Genomic DNA, 15971 nt, shown 5'->3' on the forward strand with positions numbered 1-15971 from the left:
TCCTCCGCACCCTCCGGACCCACCGGCACCAGAGCCTTCGGCAGAGTGTCGGTGTAGGGACGCAGACGCCGTCCGGCGCCTGCCGCCAGCACGAGGCCGATCATGCGGGTTCTCCTTCATCGTGTACGGCGGGGGCCCCGGAGGACACCCAGAAACGGATGCTCTCGATGAGCACCAGCAGCGCCACGGCCACGGCGAACACCGTGAGCGCGACCTTGAACTGTGCGGCGGTGAGCAGCGCGGCCAGGACGGTGACCAGCAGCGTCCTGCCTTCGTGCCCGCCGGTCGCCCGCACCAGCCAGTGCGGGGGGGCGCCGGCGTTTCCGCGGATGCGGTACACCGTGTCGTAGTGATGGTAGGCGACCGCGGCCACCAGGCCGAAAGCCGCCGGCAGGGCTCCGTTCACGTCCGCGTTGGCCGCCAGTACCAGAACGGTGAGGTACTCCGCCGCCCGGTAGAAGGGCGGAACCAGCCAGTCCAGGGCGCCTTTCAGGGGCCTGAGCAGGGCGGCCGGAGAGAGCAGGACGTACACCGCGGCGCCGAGGACCGGCCACCAGCTTCCGTAGGGAGCGAGTGCGGCACAGATCACGACGATCGCCCCGGCGGCGAACGCGACGACGGCGGGCGCGAGACGCGGGACACCGCGGGCGACGCGGGTCAGGAGCTCCGCGAGCGGGCCGGAGTCGGTGAGGTCCACGAGGGCCTGGGCGGCACGGTCGGTGCGGTGTGCCTTGCGGGTGAGCGAGCGCAGCACCCGGCCGGCCGTGGTGTAGGTCGCCGCGAAGGCACAGCCGACCAGCAGCGCGTAGAAGGTGATGCGGGGCGTCGTGAACGCGGTGAGCACGGCGATCATCGCCCAGCGCTCGCCGATGGGCAGGACGATCATCCGGCGCACCCAGACCGTCCAGCCCACGCTGTCGAGCTTGTCCGAGAGGGCGGCGGTGGGGCTGGTGTTGGCCGTGGCGTCGTGGTTCGCCTCGTTGAAGGAGAAGTCCACGACGTGCCGGCACGCCTGCAGGATCATCGCGCCGAGGGCCAGCGCCCAGACGTCGTCGCCGCCGCGGGCCGCGCCGAGCGCGAGGCCCGCGTAGTAGGCGTACTCCTTGGCCCGGTCGAAGGTCGCGTCCAGCCAGGCGCCGAGTGTGGAGTACTGCAGCGAGTAGCGGGCGAGCTGTCCGTCCGTGCAGTCCAGGACGAAGGAGAAGAGGAGGAGCAGTCCGGCGGCGACGAAGCCGGCGCGGGTGCCGGTGGCGGCGCAGCCCGCGGCGATCAGCGCGGTGATCAGCGACGCGGTGGTGACCTGGTTCGGGGTCAGGCCGCGGCGGGCGCACCAGCGGGCGATGTAGCGGGAGTACGGGCTGATGCAGTAGGTGGTGAAGAAGCCGTCGCGGGCCTTCACGGCGCCGCGCAGCCGGATCGCCTCGTCGTCCACGGCGGAGACGGCCTGCCGGGCCTCGTTGCGTTCCTGCGGGTCCGTCGGGACGACGGCGACGAGGGCGCCGAGTTCCGGGCGGTGCACGGCGACGTCGTCCGCGTCGAGGGCGGCGGCGAGGCGTTCGGCGAGGTTCTCCGTGGTGACGGCGAGACCGCCGCTCGCGGAGCTCTCGCGGGCCACCGCGCGGGTCAGCGCCCGCCGGGCCTCGGGCTGCACGGACACGGCGCCGGGCAGCGCGGCGGCCGCGAAGCGGGGGTCGGTGAGACCGAGACGCAGGGCGTGCTCGTGCCCCACGAAGCGGGTGTCGACGACGGCGACCCGCTCGTTCGCCGGCACGGCGGCGAGCAGGCTCTCGGTCTCACCCGCGTCGGAGGCGAGCCGCACGTCGAAGCCGAGCGACCGCAGATCGCCTTCGAGCGACGATCCGGGGACCGGCTGACCGGTGAGGATGGCGGTCGACAGCGAACTCACTCCCTGGGTGCCGGCGCGGCCTCGCGCCGGGCGTGTGCGTGGTGGGAAGACCCCCGGCCTGCAGAGGCGGCCCGGGCGGCGTGTCGGCAGAGGCTATCGGATGAACGGAAGCGGGCGTTCACCGCCCGTTCATGGCCCGATCAACCGCTGCTGCGCTGCCCGCGCCGCGATCATCATCGGGGATCGCGGTCCCCGCTCACAAACCCGCGGTAGCAGACCGGCGCATTCTCGGCATGACGTCCGACACCCTCCCGCACCCCCCGGAGCGGGGCAGGGCGGACACCTCTTTCGACCGGCATAGGGTTGGCCTCCATGACATGGCTGATCACCGGCGGAGCCGGATACATCGGGGCACATGTGGCGCGGGCGATGGCGGAGGCCGGGGAGCGTCTCGTCGTCCTCGACGACCTCTCGTCCGGGGTGCCGAACCGACTTCCGCAGGACATCCCGCTGGTGCAGGGCTCCTCGCTCGACGGGGACCTGCTCAAGCGGGTGCTGGCCGAGCACGCGATCACGGGTGTGGTGCACCTCGCGGCGCGCAAGCAGGTCGGTGAGTCGGTGGCCCAGCCGACGCGCTACTACCAGGAGAACGTGGGCGGCCTCGCGACCGTTTTGGAGGCGGTCGCCGGGGCGGGCGTGAAGCGCTTCGTCTTCTCCTCGTCGGCGGCCGTCTACGGCAACCCCGATGTGGACCTCATCACGGAGGACACCCCCTGCGCCCCGATGAGCCCGTACGGCGAGACGAAGCTCGCCGGGGAGTGGCTGGTGCGGGCGACGGGCCGGGCACACGGCATCGCGACCGTGTGTCTGCGCTACTTCAACGTGGCGGGCGCCGCCGCGCCGGAACTCGCCGACACGGGCGTCTTCAACATCATCCCGATGGTGTTCGACCGGCTCACCCGGGGCGAGGCCCCGCGGATCTTCGGGGACGACTACGCGACGCCGGACGGCACGACCGTCCGTGACTACATCCACGTCGCCGACCTCGCCGAGGCGCATCTCGCGGCGGCCCGGCGGCTGGCCGGCGGCGCGAGCGGCGACCTGACCGTGAACATCGGCAGGGGCCAGGGCGTCTCCGTGCGGGAACTCATGACCCTCGTCTCCGAGGTGACCGGTGACCCCCGGCAGCCCGTCGTCGAGCCGCGTCGTCCGGGCGACGCGGCGCGCGCGGTGGCCTCGGCCGACCTGGCCGGCGAGCGGCTCGGGTGGAGCGCACGGCGCGGGGTCCCCGAGATGGTCGAGTCGGCCTGGCGCGGCTGGCGGTTCCACCACCCGGAGAACACCATCGGATGATCTTGTCAACGCTCTGACCTGCACATCGTTTCCGCAGGTCAGAGCATATGACAACGGTGTTCAGTGCCGCGTTGCCGGGTACCCCGCTCCCGTAGTTCACTGTGACTCCGGACGTGTTGTTCCGGACCGAGGCACAGGAGGCGGCTTTCCATGGGGGCTGGGCACGATCACGGGCACGCGCACGGCGCTCCCCCGACGGGCACGGCGACGGCCGCGTACCGCGGGAGGCTGCGCGTCGCCCTGGGCATCACGCTCGCCGTCATGGTCGTCGAGATCTTCGGCGGTCTGCTGGCCGACTCGCTCGCGCTGGTCGCCGACGCGGCCCACATGGCGACGGACGCGCTGGGGCTCGGCATGGCCCTGCTCGCGATCCACTTCGCGGCGCGGCCCCCGAGCCGCAACCGCACCTTCGGGCTGGCCCGCGCCGAGATCCTGGCCGCGCTCGCCAACTGTCTGCTGCTGCTCGTCGTCGGCGGCTACGTACTCGTCGAGGCGATCCAGCGCTTCGTGACGCCCGCCGACACCCAGGGCGGACTGGCCATCGTGTTCGGCGCCATCGGCCTGGTCGCCAACTCGGTCTCGCTGACGCTGCTGATGCGCGGGCAGAAGGACAGCCTGAACGTGCGGGGGGCCTTCCTGGAGGTGGCGGCCGACGCCCTGGGCTCGCTGGCGGTCATCATCGCGGCGGTGGTGATCCTGACCACCGGCTGGCAGGCCGCGGACCCCATCGCCTCGATCGCCATCGCGTTGATGATCGTCCCGCGCACCTGGAAGCTGCTGCACGAGACCCTCGACGTGTTGCTGGAGGCGGCCCCCAAGGGCGTCGACATGGCGGAGGTGCGCGCCCACATCCTGGCTCTCGACGGGGTCGAGGACATCCACGACCTGCACGCCTGGACCATCACGTCGGGCATGCCGGTGCTCTCGGCGCACGTCGTCGTCAGCTCCGACGTGCTGAACGCCATAGGACACGAGAAGGTGCTCCACGAACTCCAGGGCTGCCTCGGCGTCCACTTCGACGTGGAGCACTGCACCTTCCAGCTGGAGCCGAGCGGCCACGCCGAGCACGAGGCGCGGCTCTGCCACTGACCGCTCGGGGCTCCCGTAAAACCCGGGGCGCCGCGGCACCGACCGCTGTTAGCGTGGCCGCGATCCCGGGAGGTGGGTTGATGACGGTCGTGCCCGGCGCTGCCGCGCGCAGCGACTTCGTCGTCCCCGATTCCCGGGTCTGCGGCTGACCCACCGTTCAGCGACGCGTCGGCCGGGCCCTCGTTCAAGGGTTTCCACAGTGACCGAGCACACGCAAAACAGCACTTCCTCGACCCCGCACAGTTCTGCCTGGCACACCCGCCGGGAGACGCCGGCCGACGCGGCGGCGGTGCACGCCGTGACCGCCGCCGCCTTCGGACGGGCGCAGGAGGCCGACCTGGTGGACGCGTTGCGCGCCGATCCGGACGCCTGGCTCACCGGACTGTCGTACGTCGCCGAGGCACCGGACGGCACGGTGGCGGCCTACGCGCTGATCACCCGCTGTCACGTCGACTGCGCCCCGGCGGCCGCGCTGGCGCCGGTGGCGGTCCGGCCCGGTCTCCAGCACCGGGGCGCCGGTTCGGCCGTCGTACGCGCGGTGCTGGACGCGGCACGCACGCGCGGAGAGCGGCTCGTCCTCGTACTCGGGCATCCCGGGTACTACCCGAGGTTCGGATTCGGGCCCGCCGCCGCGTACGGCATCCGGCCCGGATTCGACGTGCCGTCCGAACATCTGATGGCCCTCGTCCTCGGCGGTTCTCTGCCGGTGGCACCGGGCACGATCAGGTATCCAGCGGCTTTCGGCGTCTGACGCACACCGGCCGCGTGTCCCGCTCCGGGCTCCCGGGGCGGGACATGCGGGAGCCGCGAAGTGCCGGGAGTGCCGCTTTCGTACGGCAGACTTGGGGCTTGAAGACCGATGCGAAGGATGGGTATGCCGATCACTCCTGCCACCGCGACGCACAGTTCGTCGAACGGCACCGTTGAAGCGATCTTGCTGGAACTGGTCGACGAGGACGGCAACACGATCGGTACGGCGGAGAAGCTCGCCGCCCACCAGGCCCCGGGGCAGCTGCACAGAGCGTTCTCGGTGTTCCTCTTCGACGAACAGGGCCGGCTGCTGCTCCAGCAGCGCGCCCTCGGCAAGTACCACTCCCCCGGCGTCTGGTCCAACACCTGCTGCGGCCACCCCTACCCGGGCGAGGCGCCGTTCGCGGCGGCGGCCCGGCGGACGTACGAGGAGCTGGGGGTGTCGCCGACGCTGCTGGCCGAGGCGGGCACGGTCCGCTACAACCACCCGGACCCGGACTCGGGCCTGGTGGAGCAGGAGTTCAACCACCTCTTCGTCGGCATGGTGCAGTCCTCGCTGCGGCCCGATCCGGAGGAGGTCGGCTCGACGGCGTTCGTGACCGCCGCCGAGCTGGCGGAGCGGCACGCGAAGGACCCGTTCTCGGCGTGGTTCATGACGGTGCTGGACGCGGCCCGGCCGGCCGTCCGTGAACTGACGGGGCCGTCCGCGGGCTGGTAGCGGGTCCGCTACACGGCACCCGGGGTGAGCGGCAGGGCGGCCCAGATCACCTTGCCGCCGCTCGCGGTGTGCTCGACGTCGCACACGCCCCCGGACTCCCTGGTGACCTCGCGCACCAGCAGCAGGCCCCGGCCGCCGGTCTGGCCGTAGTCGGCCTCCAGTGCGGTCGGGCGGTAGGGGTGGTTGTCCTCGACGGACACGCGCACCCATTCGGCTCCGACGGCGACCTCGACCGCGAGCACCGGCGACAGGAGTGCCGCGTGCTTGACGGCGTTCGTGACCAGTTCGGAGACGATCAGCAGCAGTCCCTGGACGAGTTCGTCCGAGACCGGGACCCCCTGGCGGGCCAGCAGGTCACGGACGGCGTGCCGCGCCTGGGGCACGGAGGCGTCGACGGCGGGCGCGGTGAACCGCCACACTCCCTCGTACGGCAGCGGTTCCGGCGATCTGACGCCGGGCGTCGCGCCCCCGCCTTCGGGGCTCGGGTCGGACCCCCGCCCGAGGTTCTCCATCGTCCGGTCGCCACCCTTGCGCTCGATTGTCACCACACGTCGAGTGTTGGTAATGCGCTGGTCCGTACCGGAGAACTGAACAGAAGTCAGCGACTATCGACGCCTTCTGACCGTCTGCGTATGACACGGTCAGTTCCACGACAGCTCCTGTCCGCCTTGTGCCGACTTCCGAAAGTATTCAGGTTGTACGGGTTTGTCCCGGAGCTGGCCTGAATCGCTCCCCCTCACTTTCCCTTCGCTCCGCCTCGCTCCGTTTCCCCTTCCCGGCCGCCTTCCAGCCGCCCTCCGGGGTGCGGATAGCATCCGGCCCATGGAGCCGCAGCTGTCGCACCACGTCGGCGACGGAGTCGCCACCGTCGTCATCGACCATCCCGCCAAGCGGAACGCCATGACGACGCAGATGTGGCGCGCCCTGCCGCCCCTGGTGGAGGAGCTGACCGGCCGGCCCGACGTCCACGCGCTGGTGCTCACCGGCGAGGGCGCGACCTTCTGCGCCGGGGCCGACATCTCCACGCTGCGCGGTTCCCCGGACGAGGCCCAGGGTCTGGCCGTGCTCGCCGAGGAGGCCCTCGCCGCGTTCCCGAAGCCGACACTCGCCGCGATCCGCGGCTACTGCGTCGGCGGCGGCGCCCAGCTCGCGGCTGCCTGCGACCTGCGGTTCGCGCAGGAGGGATCGCTGTTCGGGGTGACCCCGGCGAAGCTCGGGATCGTCTACCCCGCCTCCTCCACCCGGCGGTTGGCGGCCCTGGTGGGACCGTCCGCCGCCAAGTACCTGCTCTTCTCCGGCGAGTTGATCGACACGGAGCGGGCGCTGCGCACCGGACTGGTGGACGAGGTGCTGCCCGAGGGCGAACTCGACAAGCGGGTCGGGGAGTTCACCCGTCTCCTCGCCGCGCGTTCCCTGCTGACGCAGGCGTCGGCGAAGGAGTTCGCGAACGGGCGCACCGACCGCGACGCGTACTGGGCGGAGCAGGCGCGCGGCGGCGGCGACACCGCGGAAGGGGTCGCCGCCTTCCTGGAGCGCAGGCAGCCGCGCTTCGCCTGGACCCCGTGACGCCGCGCCCGGCGGTCCGGGACGAGTGACCCACCCCTGCCCTCCCCCCTCCCGGTCGGCGACAGCCCTCAGCTCAGAACGACGTGGCTGCCGTTGCGGAACCTGTCGACGAGGTGGGCGGGTGCCTTCTCCGGTGAGCCCGCGTCGTACGGCGGTTGCGGGTCGTACTCGGTCAACAGCTGGACGGCCTGGGCGTGTTCGTCGCCGGCGATCCGGCCGAGCAGGGTGAGTCCCATGTCGATGCCGGACGAGACGCCGGCCGCCGTCACGTACTTGCCGTCGAACACGACCCGCTCCCCCGTCGGATCCGCCCCGAACTCCTTCAGCCCGTCGAGGGCCAGCCAGTGCGAGGTGGCCCGGCGTCCTTCGAGGAGCCCTGCGGCCGCGAGCAGCAGGGAGCCGGTGCACACCGAGGTCGTCCAGGCACTGGTGCCGTCCGCGGTGCGGAGCCAGTCGAGGAGGACCTGGTTGCCCATCTGGGCACGCTGGCCGGGGCCGCCGGGGACGACCACGATGTCGGGACGCGGGACCTCGGCGAGGCTCTTGTCGGCGGTCAGCGCGAGCCGTCCGGTGTCGGCGCGGACGGGCCCGGTGCCCTCGGCGACGAAGACGGTGTCCGCGTCGGTGAGCCGGCCGAGGGTCTCGTAGGGACCGACGGCGTCAAGGGCGGTGAAGCGGTCGTAGAGGACGATGGCGATCTGCATCGGGGTCCTTTCGATGGGGGGACGGGGCGCGGTGGGCAGGACGGGGTGCGCCCGGGCCCGGCGCGGGATCCGCCGATTCGGGTGGACGGGTGAACTCCGGTGCCGTGTCAGCCGGTCGACGCCGGCCGGAAGCGGCGCCGGTACTCCGCCGGAGCGGAGCCGAGGGTCTTCACGAAGGCGCGGCGCATGGCCTCCGGTGTGCCGTAACCGGAGGCGCGGGAGATCCCCTCGACGCCGTCGGGAGTGTCCTCCAGGAGCCGTCGGGCGTGTTCGAGCCGGACGCGCTCGACGTAGCGACCGGGCGTCATGCCGGTCTCGGACTGGAAGGCGCGGGCGAAGTGGCGGGGCGAGAGGCGGGCCCGGGCGGCGAGCGACTCCACGCTCAGATCGGCGCCGGGGTGTTCGGAGATCCACTGCTGGACCTCGCGCAGCGGTTCACGCCGCGCGGTCTGGGCGGCGAGCTGGACGCTGAACTGGGCCTGGTTCCCGGGGCGTCGGAGGAAGACGACGAGGTGACGGGCGATGGTGAGGGCGGCGGCACGGTCCAGGTCGTCCTCCACGAGGGCGAGAGCCAGGTCGATGCCGGAGGTGACGCCCGCCGACGTGGCCACATGACCGTCGCGGACGTAGATCGGATCGGGGTCCACCTCGACCGCCGGATGGTCGCGGGCGAGCTGCTCGCAGTACGCCCAGTGGGTCGTCGCCCGGCGACCGTCGAGGAGGCCCGCCGCGGCAAGCAGGATCGCGCCGGTGCAGACGGAGACGAGACGCTCGGCGCCCGGGCCGTGCGCACGCAGCCAGTCGACGAGCCGGGGATCGGGGCGCCGGGTGCCCCTGCCTCCGGGCACGAGAAGCGTGTGCGGCGCGGGCGCCTCGGCGAGCGTGTGGTCCGGAACGAGGACGAGTCCGCTGGAGCAGCGCACCGGGGCGCCGTCCAGCGAGGCGGTGCGGACGCGGTACGAGCCGGCGCGGTAGGCCTCGGCGCCCGCGAACACCTCCAGCGGGCCGGTGACGTCAAGGCTCTGCACGCCGTCGAAGAGGACGATCAGGACCGTTCGCATGCCTCGATTCTCGACCGGTATCCGGATGGCCGCAATGACGCGCACCCCACCTTTCCTGCCATACGGGCAGCACGGTTCACGACGTACCGACCAGTCGGTAATGTGCGGGGTATGACCAATCCACTGCCGGAGCGCGCCGGGCGCCGCTGCCACAACGTCCTCAACCCGCTGCACTCGACGCACTACTTCTCACCCGATCTGGGGCGTGAACTGGCCGCGGTCGGTATCGCGGACGACCGGGGCGCCTATTTCGCCGCGCGGTCCGCGGCGATGGGCGCGGTCGGCGCCGGCACGGTGACGGCGACGTTCTACAACTTCCGGCACTCACTGGTTGCCGACCACGTGCCCGCCGTGTGGGAGAAGGCCTCCCCGGAGACCGTCCTCGCGGCACGCCTGCGTGCCGTGGACGCGACGCTCAGGCGGCTGCTCGGCGAGGACCTCGTCGCCTCCGAGGACGTGGCCGAGGCCGCCCGGCTCGCGCTGCGGGCGGCCGAGGCCTGCGACGCTACGGCCCGGCCGCTGTACTCCGCCCACGCGGACCTCCCGGTGCCCGAGGCGCCGCATCTGGCGCTGTGGCACGCGGCGACCCTGCTTCGCGAGCACCGCGGGGACGGTCACCTCGCCGCGCTGCTCGACGCCGAGCTGGACCCGGTGGAGGCCCTGGTGAGCCACACCGCGACCGGCAAGGGCATGGCCCCGAAGTGGGCGCTGGGCACCCGCGGCTGGTCCCGGCAGGACTGGGAGGCGGCGTCCGCCAGGCTGCGCGAGCGCGGGCTGCTCGACGCCGGGGGCGAGTTGACGGAGGCGGGCGTGGCCCTGCGGCAGGACATCGAGGCCCGCACGGACCGCCTCGACCGCGCGCCCTACGAGCACCTCGGCGCGGCCGGGGTGGAGCGGCTCACCGAGATCGCGAAGGGTCTGCTGATGACGGCGTTCTCCAACGATGCCTTCCCGGCGGACATGATCGGCAAGGACTGAGGTACCCGGACGTTCTCCCGGTGTTCCGTTCCGGGAGGACGAAAGGGGAAAGAGACATGCTGCGAGCCATAGCGGACGTCCTGCGTCAGATCGGCGGGGCGATCGCCACGGTCGTGACCCTGCCGTTCCGGGCCCTGGCGCGGCTGTTCGGCGGAGCCTCCGGTTCCGGGCGGACCCACAAGGCGTGAGGGACGGCGCCTCGCCCGGCGCCGCCCCCCGGCGCGCGACCCCTCCGAGCGCCGCCCTGATCCACCGTTGTCGGTGTCACCTGCCACAATTGCCGCGCAACCCCAGTGGAGAAGGCGGTACGGGATCGTGACGACACCCCTCGTAGGGTCCATCGAAGGCAGGATCGCCGAGGAACTCGGCGTACGGGAGCGGCAGGTCAAGGCCGCCGTCGACTTGCTCGACGGCGGCTCGACGGTGCCCTTCATCGCCCGCTACCGCAAGGAAGCGACCGAGATGCTCGACGATGCGCAGCTGCGCACCCTCGAGGAACGGCTGCGCTATCTGCGGGAGCTGGAGGAGCGGCGCGCCGCGATCCTCGACTCGGTGCGCGAGCAGGACAAGCTCACCGCCGAGGTGGAGGCGCAGATCAGGGGCGCCGAGACGAAGGCCCGCCTGGAGGACATCTACCTCCCGTTCAAGCCGAAGCGGCGCACCAAGGCGCAGATCGCGCGCGAGGCCGGCCTCGCACCGCTGGCCGACGGCCTGCTCGGCGACCCGTCCGTCGATCCGTTCGATGCCGCCGCGGCCTTCGTCGACGCGGACAAGGGTGTCGCCGACCCGCAGGCCGCGCTGGACGGCGCCCGGTCCATCCTCACCGAGCGGTTCTCGGAGGACGCGGACCTGATCGGCGAACTGCGCGAGCGCATGTGGGTGCGCGGCCGGCTGGCCGCCAAGGTGCGGGAGGGCAAGGAGGAGGCGGGCTCCAAGTTCGCCGACTACTTCGACTTCGCGGAGCCCTTCAAGGACCTGCCCTCGCACCGCGTCCTCGCGATGCTGCGCGGCGAGAAGGAGGACGTCCTCGACCTCGTCCTGGAGCCCGAGGAGCGGACCGAGGGCCCTTCGTCGTACGAGGGGACCGTCGCCCACCGCTTCGGCATCGCCGACCGCGGCCGGCCCGGTGACAAGTGGCTGACGGACACCGCCCGTTGGGCCTGGCGCACCCGCATCCTCGTGCACCTGGGCATCGACGTGCGGCTGCGGCTGCGCACGGCCGCCGAGGACGAGGCGGTGAACGTCTTCGCGGCGAACCTGCGGGACCTGCTGCTCGCCGCTCCGGCGGGCACGCGCGCGACGCTGGGCCTCGACCCCGGTTTCCGTACGGGCGTGAAGGTCGCCGTCGTCGACGCGACCGGCAAGGTCGTCGCCACGGACGTCATCCACCCGCACGTCCCGGCCAACCGGTGGGACGAGGCCGTCGCCAAGCTGGCGCGGCTCGCCAAGGAGCACGCGGTCGACCTGGTCGCGATCGGCAACGGCACGGCCTCCCGCGAGACCGACAAGCTCGCCGGTGAACTCATCACCAAGCACCCCGAGCTGAACCTGACCAAAGTGATGGTGTCGGAGGCGGGGGCGTCGGTGTACTCCGCGTCCGCGTTCGCCTCGCAGGAGCTGCCCGACATGGACGTGTCGCTGCGCGGCGCCGTCTCCATCGCGCGCCGCCTCCAGGACCCGCTGGCCGAGCTGGTGAAGATCGACCCCAAGTCCATCGGTGTCGGTCAGTACCAGCACGACCTGTCCGAGGTGAAGCTCTCCCGCTCGCTGGACGCGGTGGTCGAGGACTGTGTGAACGGCGTGGGGGTGGACGTGAACACCGCGTCGGCCCCGCTGCTGGCCCGGGTCTCCGGCATCACCTCGGGCCTCGCGGAGAACATCGTGGCGCACCGCGACGCGAACGGCCCCTTCACCGCGCGTACGGCCCTCAAGGGCGTGGCCCGGCTGGGCCCGAAGGCGTACGAGCAGTGCGCGGGCTTCCTGCGCATCCGGGGCGGCGACGATCCGCTGGACGCCTCGAGCGTGCACCCCGAGGCGTACCCCGTGGTGCGGCGGATGGTGAAGACGGCCGGCGGCGCGGTCGGGTCGCTGGTCGGCAACACGGCCGTGCTGCGGTCGCTGAAGCCCGCCGACTTCGTCGACGAGAAGTTCGGCCTGCCGACCGTGACGGACATCCTGAGGGAGCTGGAGAAGCCCGGGCGCGACCCGCGGCCCGCCTTCAAGACGGCCACCTTCAAGGACGGCGTCGAGAAGATCTCCGACCTGGCCCCCGGGATGATCCTGGAGGGCGTCGTGACGAACGTGGCCGCGTTCGGCGCCTTCGTCGACGTCGGCGTCCACCAGGACGGGCTCGTGCACGTCTCCGCCATGTCCAGGACGTTCGTCAAGGACCCGCGGGACGTCGTGAAGTCCGGCGACGTCGTCAAGGTGAAGGTCCAGGACATCGACATCCCGCGCAAGCGGATCTCGCTGACGCTGCGGCTGGACGACGAGGCGGCGGCCCCGGATCCCGCCGAGGGCGGCGGCCGTCCCCAGCGGGGCGGTCGTCCGCCCCAGCAGCGCGGGCAGCGCCAGGGCGGCCAGCGGCAGGGCGGGGGCGGCCGCGGAAGTGGCGGCACCGGCGGGGGCTCGCGGCAGGCTCCGCCGCCCGCCAACAGCGCGATGGCCGATGCCCTGCGGCGCGCGGGTCTGACCGACCCCAAGGGGGGCCGGGGCTGACACCGGGTCCCGGGCACCGGGACCGGACACCGGCGAGGGCGGACGCCCCCGGTGAGACCGCCGGAGGGGCGGCAGCCGTGATCGGCTGCCGCCCCTCCGGGCGTGTGGTCGCGGCGCCCTCGACGCCCCCTGTCCGGGCGCGGCGGTATGCCGTCCCGGCTCAGTGCTCGGTCACCTTGCCGTCCGCCACCTCCAGGCGGCGGGTCGTGCGGACCGCGTTCAGCATCCGGCGGTCGTGGGTGACGAGCAGGAGCGTGCCCTCGTACGAGTCCATCGCCGACTCCAGCTGCTCGATGGCCGGAAGGTCGAGGTGGTTGGTCGGTTCGTCCAGGACCAGCAGGTTGACGCCACGGCCCTGGAGCAGGGCGAGGGCGGAGCGGGTGCGCTCGCCCGGGGAGAGGGTCGCCGCCGGCCGCAGGACATGGTCGGCCTTCAGTCCGAACTTGGCCAGCAGGGTGCGGACCTCGGCGGGTTCGGTGTCCGGCACGGCCGCGCCGAACGCGTCCATCAGCGACTCGGGACCGTGGAAGAGCTTGCGGGCCTGGTCGACCTCGCCGACGACCACACCGGAGCCGAGGGTGGCGTGGCCCGCGTCGAGCGGGATCCGGCCGAGCAGTGCGCCCAGCAGGGTCGACTTGCCCGCGCCGTTGGCACCGGTCACGGCGACCCGGTCCGCCCAGTCGATCTGGAGCGTCGCCGGACCGAAGGTGAAGTCACCGCGCCGCACCTCGGCGTCCCGCAGGGTGGCCACGACCGCGCCCGACCGCGGCGCCGCCGCGATCTCCATGCGCAGTTCCCACTCCTTGCGCGGCTCCTCGACGACGTCGAGGCGCTCGATCATGCGCTGGGTCTGCCGGGCCTTGGAGGCCTGCTTCTCGCTGGCCTCGCTGCGGAACTTGCGGCCGAGCTTGTCGTTGTCGTTGCCCGCCTTGCGCCGCGCGTTCTTGACGCCCTTGTCCATCCAGCCGCGCTGCATCTGGGCCCTGCCTTCGAGGGCCGAACGCTTGTCGGCGTACTCCTCGAAGTCCTCGCGGGCGTGCCGGCGCGAGGTGTCGCGCTCCTCCAGGTACGCCTCGTAGCCGCCGCCGTACAGAGTGATCTCCTGCTGTACCAGGTCGAGTTCGAGGACCTTGGTGACGGTGCGGGTGAGGAACTCGCGGTCGTGGCTGACGACGACGGTGCCCGCGCGCAGTCCGGAGACGAAGCGTTCGAGGCGCTCCAGCCCGTCCAGGTCGAGGTCGTTCGTGGGCTCGTCGAGCAGGAAGACGTCGTAGCGGGAAAGGAGCAGGGAGGCGAGTCCGGCGCGGGCCGCCTGGCCGCCGGACAGGGATGTCATCGGCTGGTCGAGGCCGACACCGAGGCCGAGGGAGTCGGCGACCTCAGCGGCGCGTTCGTCGAGGTCGGCGCCGCCGAGGTCGAGCCAGCGCTCCAGGCTGTTCGCGTAGGCGTCGTCCGCGCCGGGCGCTCCGTCGACGAGGGCCTGCGTCGCCTCGTCCATCACGCGCTGGGCCTCGTCCACGCCTGTGCGGCGCGCGAGGAAGTCCCGGACGGTCTCGCCCTCCCGGCGCTCCGGCTCCTGCGGCAGGTGTCCGACGGTCGCGGTCGGCGGGGAGAGCCGCAGCTCGCCCTCCTCCGGGGTGAGGAGGCCGGCGAGCAGGCGCAGCAGGGTGGACTTGCCCGCGCCGTTGGCGCCGACGAGCCCGATCACGTCACCGGGGGCGACGACGAGGTCGAGTCCGGCGAAGAGGGCGCGGTCGCCGTGTCCGGCGGTGAGATTCTTGGCGACGAGGGTGGCAGTCATCAGGGGGTCGATTTTAACGGCCTGCCGTCGCGATCCGCGCCGCCGATGCGGAGGGGCCGCCGTCCCTCCGCGCCCGGCCCCGCAGGACCGGCGTCTCCGGGGGTCTCCGGGCCCCCGCGCCGCCTCCACCGACGCTGCCGGGCTCGACCCGGCCAGGCGGCTCGGCGGGGCCGGTACGGGCCGCGGACGAGCCGGGGCCGGACCGGGCCGCGCCACGGACAGTGCCCCCGAGTCGCCGCTTCCTCGCCCCGGGACTCCTGTCCCCCGGCCGCCCCGGCGCTCCCCGGCCTTCTTGGCTTTCTTGGCTTTCTTGGCTTTCCGGATTCCCGGCGCCCCGGGTCGGGTGTCAGTGGGCCATGGCCTCGACCAGTACGCTCCCCGAGGTCCGGGCCACGACGAACGACTCGCCCTTCACCGCGCGGGCCTCCAGCGGGATCCGGTGCCGCCCGGTTTCCAGGACCCCGTCGAAGACGTCGTGCGCGTGGCCGCGGGCGAGGCGGTCGAGCCGGTACGCGGTCAGCCGGACCCGGCAGGTCGAGGTGACCTCGATCCCGGCCTCGCCGTCGGCGGCGACCAGGCGGGTGAGGCGGCGCAGCTCCAGTGGACCGCGGTCCAGCGCGTGCTCGACCTGGGCGACCAGCAGCGGAACGATGGGCGCCAGCCCATCGACATGCGGGACCTCGATGTCCGCTGCGTCGAAGGCCTCCCGTACGGCGGCCCGCTCCGCCGCGCCGACGGAGGGCCCGTACACCACGGCTCCGTAGACACGCAGTTCGTCACCCGGGACCCCGGTGGTGTCGCGCGCGATGTCGGCGCCGATGCCGATGGTGCGCAGGGCCGCGGCGAGTTTCGCCAGCAGGGCGACCCTCGGGCCGATCAGCAGGATGCGGGGTGGGGGGCCCGCGTCGCCGTCGAGCAGGGAGTTCAGGGCGGCGCGGTACTCGGTGCCGTGGAAACGGAACGGCCCTATCCCGTGGTAGCCGTTGAGCTCCAGGTCGGGCCGCTCCCCCGTCTGCCACGCGAAGTCGCGCCAGACGTAGTCCTCGTCCTCCCGCTCGATCAGCGCGGTGACCGCACCGCACTCGATGCCCTCGCACTCCGGGCAGCCGTAGATGACGTGACGACCGCCGTCGAGCGGGGCGTCGGCCTCCAGGAGAAGGCCGCGCACCTGTGCGCTGAAGATGGCGGGCGGGACGTCGGAGGCGAGCGGGGACACCGCGTCGAGGTCGGAGAGCTGGAACAGCAGCGGGCGTCCGTCGACGACGAAGTCGACGAAGTCCCGGTGCACTTGGAAGTCACCGTTGGCGAGGACTTCACCGGCACGCATCGCCGGTGCCAGGCCGAAGGTCGCGTACTCGGCAGACATGCTGTGAGTATTCCCGCACGG

At 72.5% G+C, this 15971-nt stretch carries 15 protein-coding genes; 8 read left to right on the forward strand and 7 right to left on the reverse strand.

The genetic code is table 11. The features are described 5' to 3' along the window. Both ACIRQH_RS34120 and ACIRQH_RS34125 read right to left on the reverse strand, forming a co-directional pair. On the reverse strand, positions 1-104 hold a 104-nt coding region (locus ACIRQH_RS34120), incomplete at its 3' end, for a sugar phosphate nucleotidyltransferase (protein WP_358820751.1). After that, on the reverse strand, positions 101-1897 hold the full coding sequence (locus ACIRQH_RS34125) for a DUF5941 domain-containing protein (RefSeq protein ID WP_358820752.1): 1797 nt from the start codon (positions 1895-1897) through the stop codon (positions 101-103). The genes ACIRQH_RS34120 and ACIRQH_RS34125, both read right to left, overlap by 4 nt. Positions 1898-2218: 321 nt before the next feature. On the opposite strand from ACIRQH_RS34125, the gene galE reads away from it, so the two are divergent. The 4 genes from galE (at position 2219) to idi (ending at position 5756) form a co-directional block, all read left to right on the forward strand. Continuing rightward, complete coding sequence (gene galE / locus ACIRQH_RS34130; RefSeq protein ID WP_388876895.1) at positions 2219-3199, forward strand: UDP-glucose 4-epimerase GalE; 981 nt, start codon at positions 2219-2221, stop codon at positions 3197-3199. 150 nt (positions 3200-3349) lie between these two features. Continuing rightward, positions 3350-4288 carry a cation diffusion facilitator family transporter gene (locus ACIRQH_RS34135; RefSeq protein ID WP_388876892.1) on the forward strand — a complete coding sequence of 313 codons (939 nt, stop codon included), beginning with the start codon at positions 3350-3352 and terminating at the stop codon, positions 4286-4288. 199 nt (positions 4289-4487) lie between these two features. Further along, positions 4488-5039: a GNAT family N-acetyltransferase gene (locus ACIRQH_RS34140; protein ID WP_404228691.1), complete on the forward strand. Its 552-nt coding sequence runs from the start codon at positions 4488-4490 to the stop codon at positions 5037-5039. Between the two features lie 123 nt (positions 5040-5162). Then, positions 5163-5756 (forward strand): isopentenyl-diphosphate Delta-isomerase, encoded by a 594-nt coding sequence (gene idi, locus ACIRQH_RS34145; protein ID WP_358820702.1) that lies wholly within the window; start codon positions 5163-5165, stop codon positions 5754-5756. 8 nt (positions 5757-5764) lie between these two features. On the opposite strand, the gene ACIRQH_RS34150 is transcribed toward idi, so the two are convergent. Next, positions 5765-6268 carry an ATP-binding protein gene (locus tag ACIRQH_RS34150; protein WP_358820753.1) on the reverse strand — a complete coding sequence of 168 codons (504 nt, stop codon included), beginning with the start codon at positions 6266-6268 and terminating at the stop codon, positions 5765-5767. 310 nt (positions 6269-6578) lie between these two features. On the opposite strand from ACIRQH_RS34150, the gene ACIRQH_RS34155 reads away from it, so the two are divergent. Continuing rightward, complete coding sequence (locus ACIRQH_RS34155; RefSeq protein ID WP_404228694.1) at positions 6579-7322, forward strand: enoyl-CoA hydratase/isomerase family protein; 744 nt, start codon at positions 6579-6581, stop codon at positions 7320-7322. Positions 7323-7390: 68 nt separating this feature from the next. On the opposite strand, the gene ACIRQH_RS34160 is transcribed toward ACIRQH_RS34155, so the two are convergent. Together ACIRQH_RS34160 and ACIRQH_RS34165 are read right to left on the reverse strand one after the other, a co-directional pair. After that, positions 7391-8026, reverse strand: a complete 636-nt coding sequence (locus tag ACIRQH_RS34160; protein WP_388876885.1) for a DJ-1/PfpI family protein — start codon at positions 8024-8026, stop codon at positions 7391-7393. 107 nt (positions 8027-8133) lie between these two features. After that, on the reverse strand, positions 8134-9087 hold the full coding sequence (locus tag ACIRQH_RS34165; protein WP_404228698.1) for a GlxA family transcriptional regulator: 954 nt from the start codon (positions 9085-9087) through the stop codon (positions 8134-8136). Between the two features lie 111 nt (positions 9088-9198). Between ACIRQH_RS34165 and ACIRQH_RS34170 the strand changes: the two genes are divergently transcribed. From ACIRQH_RS34170 to ACIRQH_RS34180, 3 genes are all read left to right on the forward strand, one after another. Next, positions 9199-10065 carry a hypothetical protein gene (locus ACIRQH_RS34170; RefSeq protein ID WP_404228701.1) on the forward strand — a complete coding sequence of 289 codons (867 nt, stop codon included), beginning with the start codon at positions 9199-9201 and terminating at the stop codon, positions 10063-10065. Between the two features lie 56 nt (positions 10066-10121). Beyond that, positions 10122-10253, forward strand: coding sequence for an LPFR motif small protein (locus ACIRQH_RS34175; RefSeq protein ID WP_356164563.1), 132 nt, complete (start codon positions 10122-10124; stop codon positions 10251-10253). A gap of 127 nt (positions 10254-10380) precedes the next feature. Next, a complete protein-coding gene (locus ACIRQH_RS34180; RefSeq protein WP_388876876.1) occupies positions 10381-12783 on the forward strand; it encodes a Tex family protein in 2403 nt (800 codons plus the stop codon). 160 nt (positions 12784-12943) lie between these two features. Here ACIRQH_RS34180 and ACIRQH_RS34185 read toward each other — a convergent pair whose 3' ends face one another. Together ACIRQH_RS34185 and ACIRQH_RS34190 are read right to left on the reverse strand one after the other, a co-directional pair. Continuing rightward, positions 12944-14584 (reverse strand): ABC-F family ATP-binding cassette domain-containing protein, encoded by a 1641-nt coding sequence (locus tag ACIRQH_RS34185; RefSeq protein ID WP_388876874.1) that lies wholly within the window; start codon positions 14582-14584, stop codon positions 12944-12946. A gap of 346 nt (positions 14585-14930) precedes the next feature. Then, entirely contained in the window at positions 14931-15950 is a 1020-nt protein-coding gene (locus ACIRQH_RS34190; RefSeq protein WP_404228705.1) for an oxidoreductase, read from the reverse strand. Positions 15951-15971: the final 21 nt, after the last annotated feature.

This window comes from Streptomyces sp. NPDC102279, assembly GCF_044766365.1.
Lineage (GTDB): Bacteria > Actinomycetota > Actinomycetes > Streptomycetales > Streptomycetaceae > Streptomyces.